Source organism: Sutterella parvirubra YIT 11816, from assembly GCF_000250875.1.
GTDB classification, from domain to species: Bacteria; Pseudomonadota; Gammaproteobacteria; order Burkholderiales; family Burkholderiaceae_F; genus Sutterella; species Sutterella parvirubra.
In genome coordinates this window covers 1-6,347 of sequence record NZ_JH604965.1, presented here as the reverse complement: position 1 = coordinate 6,347, position 6,347 = coordinate 1, and the positions used below count along the sequence as shown (strand labels likewise).

At 63.4% G+C, this 6,347-nt stretch carries 4 protein-coding genes; 3 read left to right on the top strand and 1 reads right to left on the bottom strand.

What is annotated here, in order from left to right:
* A partial coding sequence (locus HMPREF9440_RS11420) for an SWIM zinc finger family protein (protein WP_008542326.1) occupies positions 1 to 628 on the bottom strand: 628 nt, incomplete at its 3' end.
* 394 nt (positions 629 to 1,022) lie between these two features.
* Between HMPREF9440_RS11420 and HMPREF9440_RS05630 the strand changes: the two genes are divergently transcribed.
* The 3 genes from HMPREF9440_RS05630 (at position 1,023) to HMPREF9440_RS10600 (ending at position 6,318) form a co-directional block, all read left to right on the top strand.
* Complete coding sequence (locus HMPREF9440_RS05630) at positions 1,023 to 2,450, top strand: C69 family dipeptidase (RefSeq protein WP_040763958.1); 1,428 nt, start codon at positions 1,023 to 1,025, stop codon at positions 2,448 to 2,450.
* Between the two features lie 601 nt (positions 2,451 to 3,051).
* On the top strand, positions 3,052 to 4,863 hold the full coding sequence (locus tag HMPREF9440_RS10605) for an autotransporter outer membrane beta-barrel domain-containing protein (RefSeq protein WP_216586062.1): 1,812 nt from the start codon (positions 3,052 to 3,054) through the stop codon (positions 4,861 to 4,863).
* A gap of 177 nt (positions 4,864 to 5,040) precedes the next feature.
* A complete protein-coding gene (locus HMPREF9440_RS10600; RefSeq protein WP_008542323.1) occupies positions 5,041 to 6,318 on the top strand; it encodes an AAA family ATPase in 1,278 nt (425 codons plus the stop codon).
* Positions 6,319 to 6,347: the final 29 nt, after the last annotated feature.

Genomic DNA, 6,347 nt, shown 5'->3' with positions numbered 1-6,347 from the left:
CGGAAGCGGCTTCCGGCGCGGCTTCCACGCCGACGTCCCCCGTCATGCGGGCGAGGAGTTCGGGGGCGGTCGGGGCCTTCACGGTCACGGCCTTGGCGACGTCGATGCCGCGCGAAAGGAGCTCCGCCTTCAGGTCGACGCCGCGAAGCCGGAAGACGAGGAAGGGATCGTGGTCGATCGAAACGGAGACCGCGTAGATCGTCGCCGCGACGTGCTTGCAGACGCGTGCGATGTCGGGGCAGGAGCACGAGATCTTGAGCGAGCGGTGGCTCTTCGGGAAGAGCTCGATCCCGAGCATCTCGGCGCGCTCGAGGATCGCGGGCGGAAGCTCGCCTTCGAGAAGGCTCGCGACCAAGTCCGGATCGCGGGCGATGTCGTCAACGAGGCGCTTCACCTTCGTGGGCGGAAGCGGCTGCTGCGCCACCGAGACCGCATAGGGGTAGTAGGCGCTCCCGTGCACGTCCGCCTCGACGGCGTTCGTCTTGGGGTTCAAACGCAGGTTGTCGAGCCTCCCCTGGTTCAGATAGGTGCGCCCGCGCGGAAGGCGGTTTTCGTAGTCGATCGAGGTAAGCGCCTGAAGCCAGGCGGCGCCCCACCAGGTGTTGCCGTAGGTCGTGCGGGAGGCCATGAGTGTCGGAGCCTTGAAGTGTCGGGGTGTGGTGTTTGGGGAGCCGGTTCCGGCTCCCTCTCGTCCGACGGATTGTAGCGGGCGGCGTGGAGGGACCACGCGGGGGTGGTCCGAGAGGGCGGTCCGGAGAGGGCCGGGAGAACCGGGAGAACCGGGCGGGGAGGCGTGGGAAGAAAGGGAGCGGGGAGGGTCCGGAAGGGTTCGGACGGGTACCGGGTAGGTCCCGGTTCGGCGGTTTTCCCGGGTCGTGGCGGAGTCTAAGGCGTTTTCCTTAGGGGGATTGTCTCGACCCCGCCGCGAACCCTTAAAATGACGGGATACGCATCGCCCGCCGGCGCGCGAACCGCGCCCGCGGCGCAGGACCAATCCGACTTTTTCCTTGGAGGAGCTCCCCATGTGCACCACTCTCGTTGTCGGCGAAAAAGCCACGGCCGACGGGTCTTTCCTCGTTGCGCGCAGCGCCGACAGTTCGTCGCTCAAAGCTCAGCACTTCGTCGTTCATCCGGCCGTCAAGGGCCAGAAGGGCGTCTACAGCTGCAAGGCGCATGGCGGCGTCAACGACTTCACGTATCCGCTCCCCGAAGACGCGATGCGCTACACGACGGTGCCCAACTGGAAGACGCAGCTCCACGGGGCCGTGGGCTTCAATGAAGCGGGCCTGGGCTTGACCGGCACCGAATCGATCTTTGCGTCGGATGAAGTCCTCGCGATCGACCCCTACAACGTCGAGTCCGGCATCACCGAAGACGACATCCCCGACGTGATCCTGCCGCGCTGCCGCACGGCGAAGGAAGCCGCGGCGCTTCTGGGTGAAATCATCGAAACGCAGGGCTGCGGCGAAGGCTTCGGCGTCGCGTTCGTGGACGAAAAGGACGTCTGGTACCTGGAAACGGGTTCGGGCCACCAGTGGTTTGCGGAACGCACGCCGGCCGACATGTACTTCGCGTCGGGGAACCAGGGGCGCTTGGGCGTCTACGACCCGGCGAACCCCAACCAGATGGCCTCGAAGACGTTGGTCTCCTGGGCCACCGAAAAGGGCTTCTACGACCCCGCCAAGGGTCCCTTCAACTTCTCCGCCGCGTACACGCGCGACGACGGCCGCGACCGCGTCTACAACGACCCGCGCGTCTGGGTGATGCAGAAGTACCTCAATCCGTCCTTGGAGCAGCCCGTCGACGCGGGGCGCTCGTTCCCGGTGTACCTGAAGCCTGAGAAGCCGGTGACGCTCGCCGACATGAAGGCCTTGATGCGCGACCACTATGAAGGCACGCCCCACGACCCGTACGCCAACGGTTTGAACGGCGACGAACCCTGGCGTCCGATCAGCGTCTTCCGCACGTACGAAGCGCACGTCATGCAGGTTCGTCCGTGGCTCCCGCGCCCGATCGGCGAAGTGATCCACATCGCCTTCGGCATGGCGGACTTGTCGGTCTTCGTGCCCTTCTACCAGGGCCTCGAAGCCGTGCCCGAGCAGTACGGCATGGGCACCGACCGCTGCGACTCGGTTTCCGTCTACTGGAAGTACCGTCGTCTGCAGACCCTCGTCATGACGGACTACGACAAGCTCGCGCCCGTCGTGAAGAAGGCCTACGCCGCATGGGAAGCCGACACGGCCGAACTCGCGAAGTCGATGGAAGAAGAGTTCGTGCGCCTCTGGAAGGACGACGAAGCGAAGGCGCTGGAGATGCTGAACACCTTCAACCTGGGCGTGTTGGCGAGCGCCGAAGCCCTGGCCGAAGATCTTCTCAACGAAGTCTTCACGATCCGCACGAAGGACATCGAGGAGTCGATCGTCTTTAAAAACAACAAGTCGAAGGACTGATTCGCTCAATAGTCCTTGATCGAACGAGGGAGGCGCGGTTAGGCTGCGCCTCCCTTGTTTTATTTCGAGGGTTGTTTCTAGGGTTCGTTTCATGCATCCCGGAGAAACCTGTTGCCCCCCCCCTACAAAATTGCGCTTTTCTGAGGTGTTAGAACTGTAATCCGCCTGTTTCAAGTTGTCAGCGCATAAGCTTTTACAGTGCCCGGTCGGTGCTTCCCGCGGGCGTGAAAGACCATTTGACGACAAGAAAAAAGAGGATTGTATGATGTTCAGGAAGACAATGACGGCGGCCTTGATCGGGTCGCTTTTTGCTGTGGGAGCAGCGCAGGCGGCGACGGAGATCGACGGCACGAATATCACGAATAGCGTCACACACAGCACGCAGGAGGCCGTTGATCACTACGTCGGGAATGCCATCTCGATCTCGAATGCATCCGATGCGGACAACGGGGACACGATGACCGTGACCAACGGGGCCACTGTCGTGATCGGCGGAGAAGGCACGTCCACCATTCGACTCGAACAAAAGCGCACGAGCTCAGGGTATGCCGCCCTGTTTGCTACCAAGGACAACACCACCGGACACATGGGGAATGTTTCGATGGAGGCAACCGACCGCATCGACATCCTGTCGGAGAGCAGCGGCATCTGGGCGCAGAACAACACACAGTCCTCGCCGCGTCCTGAGTCGCACACGACCGTGAACCTGAAGGCGAGGGACATCAACATCCAGGCCCGCGACATGGCGGTCGTGGCGTTCTCCAACAGCGAAATCAACATCAACTCCACGGGCGGGACGATCTGGATCGAAAGCAGGAAGAGCAACGCGATCGACGCCCGCGGGAACTCGCTCGTCAACATCAATACCGACAAGGCGGCCGAACGGGTGGTCATCATCGGCGACATCGCCTTTGAGACGCCTGGGCCTACGGAAAACAGCGGCACCATCATCAATGCCGATCTGAACATCGTTCTCTCGGGCGCAGAATCCTCCTGGACGGGCGGCATTCTGTTCAGCTACCCCGACAACCTGGCTGAGGACGTTCGGACGGTTACGGATATGCGCCTGACGCTTGAGAACGGTGCGCAGTGGAACGCCACTCAGGTGGCCGGAACCCTGCCCGCCGCTTCGGGGCAGGTCGAGCAGAACGGTACGATCAACTCGCTGACCCTCAACGGCGGCGTCATCAACGTTCAGGATGTCGGCGACGAGATCCTCATCGGCAAATTGTCGGGCACCGGCGGTGAGATCAATCTTGCCGCCACCGCGAAGGATGGTGACCTCACGGGCGTGGCAAAGCTCTCCATCGAGGGGGTGAGCGGTGAGACGGGCGCTCCGGCCCCCGCGCTCACCGTGGCTCTTTCGGGCGTCACGGCGGACGACATCAATGATCCCGAGAAGGCCTTCAAAGTGCTCTCCGGTGCTTTCAGCGCCGAGGGCTCCGAGCTGACGGAAGTCATCGAAGAGGGCGACATCAAGGGCCAGATCACCCGTTTCGTGGACGCCGAGGGCAACGTGGAAGAGGTCCATCAGGAAAGCAACTCCAAGCTCTCGACGCTCTCCTCCGTCACCGCGCTCTCGACCATTCAGTGGCGCGCCGAGATGAACGACCTCACGAAACGCATGGGTGAACTGCGCGACAGCCCCGACGGGATCGGCACGTGGGTGCGCCTCTACGGCTCCGAGCAGGAGTACGGCGAACAGAGCGTCACGCAGAAGAGCGCCACCGTGCAGGTGGGCGCGGACTACGCAGTGGGCGACTGGGTCGTGGGCGGCGCCTTCAGCTACACCGACGGGACGACCGACTACGACGGCGGCAGCGGCGACACGCAGGCCTACGGCTTCGCGGTCTACGGGACCTGGATGGCCGAAAACGGCATGTTCGTCGACCTGATCGGCAAGTACTCGCGCCTGGAGAGCGACTTCGACATCCGCAACATGAGCGGCGAAGCGAAGAACAACGCCTTCTCGATGAGCGCGGAATTCGGTTGGAGGTTCGACCTCACGAACCTCGTCTACGTCGAGCCGCAGGCCGAGCTCACCTACGGTCGGATCATGGGCGACGACTTCAGGACCTCGAACGACGTGAAGGTCGCGCAGGACGACTACGACTCGCTGATCGGCCGCGTGGGGCTTCGTGCCGGGCTGAAGTTCCCCGAAAAGAAGGGGAGCATCTACGCGAGGCTCTCGGGCGTCTACGACTTCCAGGGCGAGTCCGAAGCGTCCTACTCGAAGGACGGCCTGACGGAAACGTACCGCAACGACCTGGGCGGCGGCTGGATGGAGTACGCCGTGGGCGCGAACTTCAACTTGACCGACCGCACGTACACGTACGTCGATCTTGAAAAGACGACGGGCGGCGAAGTCACCGAAAAGTGGCGCTGGAACGTGGGCGTGCGCCACGTGTTCTGATCCGTCGGACCTGAGCTTGGGAAGGCGCTCCAATCTTCCCCAAGCTTCCGGCCCGGGATGGGGAGTCTTCGAAAAGAGGACTCCCCGTTTTTTGTTCGTGCGCGCCCTCGCGGCGGTGCTACGATTCGAAAGAATCAGGCCTTTCGGCCTCCACCCCAACCATGGACGCGCCCCACCATGATCAACCGCCTCCACCTCAAGAACGTCGGCCTCTTCGCCGACGAAGAACTCCACTTCGCGCCCCGCCTCAACCTCATCACGGGCGGGAACGGGCTGGGCAAATCCTTCCTCCTCAACCTCACCTGGTTCGCGCTCACGGGCGTGTGGCCGAAGAACGTCCAACCGTCGCTGCCCGGCGGACTTATGGCCCTCCCGACGGACCTCAACGCTGAAGCCTCGCTGGAGGCCTCCTTCGACGGGGCCGACGGGGAGACGGCGCTCCGAAGCCGGTTTGAACGCGGCGACTGGCGATGGTCGCGCAGGGACACGTCGGTTCACTCGTCCGACGTGCTCATCTGGGCGACGGCCGACGGCGGCTTCGCCCTGTGGGATCCCTCGCGAAACGGTCCCAAGGCGCAGGCCCAGGGCCTTCCTCCCGCCCACATCCTCACGGACGATCAAGTTATGAACGGCCTGCCCGACACGGATCTCAAGTGGCTTTGCATGGGATTCGTTCGGGATGGCCTCCTGTGGTGGGGAGACCGGTATTTCGAAGAGGAACTCAACCTCTTCACCAAGGTCCTGGCTGCGCTTTCGGACGCGGACGGACCGATGACGCTGGAAAGGGCTCGCCTGGTCGATCCTTTGGACATCAGGCGGATTCCGGTTATCGGCATGCCCGACGGGGTGCGGGTGCCGGTCACGCACGCGTCGACCGGCGTGAGGAAGGTCGTCAAGTTGGCGTACATGTTGGTTTGGCAGTGGACGGAGCACGTCCGGACGCGCGACGCGCTGGGCCTGCCGCCCGCCCGACGGATCGTCCTCCTTTGGGACGACGCGGACGCGGGACTGAGCCCGCGCCGTCAGCGTGAAGTTCTTCCGGGATTGATGCGGGCGATGAAGCACCTGCCGGGAGAGCCCGACGTTCAGTTCGTCGTGACGACGCGCTCGCCCTTGGTGATGAGCTCGGTGGAAGTCGACTTCCGGTCGGACGAGGACCGGTGGTTCGATTTGGATGGGGAAGAGGGACGCGCGAAGGTGCGCGCCCGCGAGTATCTGCCTATGGGCGGCGTCGGCAACTGGCTCACGAGCGAGGCGTTCGATCTGCCGACGGAGTATTCGGTCGGGACGGAGCGCGTGCTCGAAGAAGCCAAGGCATTGATGAGGCGCTGGCGGGACGTCCCGGCGGAGGAGCTCTTGGAGATGACGAAGAAGCTCGGGAAGGTGCTCCCGGACGCGGATCCCTATTGGATCAACTGGAACAGGATGCTGTTCCGCCGCGGCATTGAGCCCTGACCACTGCTGTCCAAATTGAAATGTGCTGT

What these genes read in the sequence shown, in the direction of transcription:
- HMPREF9440_RS10605 (WP_216586062.1), top strand. Translation starts at nt 3,052, where the DNA reads ATGGAGGCAACCGACCGCATCGACATCCTGTCGGAGAGCAGCGGCATC.
- HMPREF9440_RS05630 (WP_040763958.1), top strand. Translation starts at nt 1,023, where the DNA reads ATGTGCACCACTCTCGTTGTCGGCGAAAAAGCCACGGCCGACGGGTCT.
- HMPREF9440_RS10600 (WP_008542323.1), top strand. Translation starts at nt 5,041, where the DNA reads ATGATCAACCGCCTCCACCTCAAGAACGTCGGCCTCTTCGCCGACGAA.